A 1512-nucleotide genomic window follows, 5' to 3' on the forward strand; every position below is an offset into this window, starting at 1 on the left:
AGCCAAAATGGTCAGTTAGGCTCCGTGGCCAAGATGATCGTCCGTTTGGTGGTCGGGAACAAGAATTCAGAATAGAGGCGGTGGGAATGGCTCTGAATCGGGTTTTTCTACAGCCTCGTTACCCTCTTCATCCTCGAGTACCTGCTGCGCCTCTATGCGGTGGGGGAGGACCCACGCTACCGCGGCATCGGGGGCCGCATTCGCTATGTCTTCTCCATCTGGGCACTGATCGACCTGATCGCCATCCTGCCGTTCTTCCTGGGCTTCCTCACCCATAGCAACGCCTTCCTGCTGCGGCTGCTGCGCATTCTTCGCATATTGCGTCTTTCTCGCCTGGGCCGCTTCAGCCGAGCCTGGTCGGCACTGGCCGAAGCGCTGAAGATGCGTATTCATGAGTTGCTGCTCAGCGTGGGGGTGGCCGGCCTGCTACTTCTGTTTTCCTCTGCCTGCCTCTACGTGGTGGAAGCCGCTGACCAGCCGGAGGCCTTTGGCAGCGTCCCCCGGGCGCTCTGGTGGAGCATCGCCACCCAGACCACGGTGGGCTATGGGGATGTGACCCCGATCACCGCCCTGGGCAAGATTTTTGCCGGCCTTACCGCCGTCGCAGGCATCGGCATCATCGCCATGCCCACCGGCATCCTGGCCGCCGCCTTCAGCGACGCCTTCCAGAACAACAAGCACAAGACATCAGGAGAGCGAGAGAGCGAGAATGGAACGACCCAACTTCGTGAAACGCGCCGAGGTGGCACGGCTGATACCGGTGGTGGCGGATACCAGTCGTGAGCAACGCGCGGCATCGGTACTGCTCGCCGCTCTGCGAGGTGTACACGAGTTCCGGCAATTGATGCTGGGCTCCCTGGGGCAGCGTGTCGGTAGTCGCGCGACCCTGGAGGCCTGGACCGAGGTGGTGTTGGAGGACGACGCCAGTACCGCGAAGAGTGATCGTCCCGATGGACTGATCTTGCTGGAAACAGGACGCAAGCACTGGTCCGCGCTCGTCGAGGCCAAGATCGGCAACGCCGAAATCGGCGAGGAGCAGCTCAAGCACTACCTCCAGCAAGCCAAGAAGCACAAGGTGGATGCGGTGCTGACCATCACCAACCAGTTTGTGGCGATGCCCTCCCACCACCCTGTGAAGGTACCCAAAACGTTGCTCAAGGGGGTCGAACTCTTCCACTGGTCCTGGATGTATGCGGTGACCCAGGCGACGCTGCTGCTGGAGTCCGGCGAGATTTCCTCGCCCGATCAGCGGTTCCTGCTGGAGGAAGTGCTGCGTTATCTCGGCCATGAATCCAGCGGCATCTCCCGCTTTGACAGCATGAACCGCGAGTGGTGTCAATGGCCATCAGAAATGACCCACCAGCGGTCAACAAAATTGACCCACCCATGATCGTCAGCTGAGCGTCTTCTGCTTCAGCCGGTAGCTCTCCCCGCCGAGCAGGTAGAGGTGTGAGTGGTGGATGATCCGGTCAACGATCGGCACCGCCACGTTGTCGTCGTGGAAGAACTCCC

The 1512-nt window shown here is 60.9% G+C and carries 3 protein-coding genes; 2 read left to right on the forward strand and 1 reads right to left on the reverse strand.

Annotation, left to right across the window (positions count from 1 at the left end; all coding sequences use genetic code 11):
• Nucleotides 1-96 precede the first annotated feature (96 nt).
• On the forward strand, nucleotides 97-783 hold the full coding sequence (locus tag HOP52_RS19495) for a potassium channel family protein (protein ID WP_309675281.1): 687 nt from the start codon (nucleotides 97-99) through the stop codon (nucleotides 781-783).
• Nucleotides 710-1390, forward strand: coding sequence for a hypothetical protein (locus HOP52_RS19500; protein WP_238979196.1), 681 nt, complete (start codon nucleotides 710-712; stop codon nucleotides 1388-1390). Before HOP52_RS19495 ends, HOP52_RS19500 begins: the two co-directional genes overlap by 74 nt.
• 3 nt (nucleotides 1391-1393) lie before the next feature.
• On the opposite strand, the gene HOP52_RS19505 is transcribed toward HOP52_RS19500, so the two are convergent.
• Nucleotides 1394-1512: ATP-binding protein (locus tag HOP52_RS19505; RefSeq protein ID WP_238976679.1), on the reverse strand; the 119-nt coding region annotated here is incomplete at its 5' end.

Origin of the sequence: Billgrantia campisalis (genome assembly GCF_022341425.1) — a bacterium.
GTDB classification, from domain to species: Bacteria; Pseudomonadota; Gammaproteobacteria; order Pseudomonadales; family Halomonadaceae; genus Halomonas; species Halomonas campisalis.

What these genes read in the sequence shown, in the direction of transcription:
- HOP52_RS19500 (WP_238979196.1), top strand. Translation starts at nt 710, where the DNA reads ATGGAACGACCCAACTTCGTGAAACGCGCCGAGGTGGCACGGCTGATA.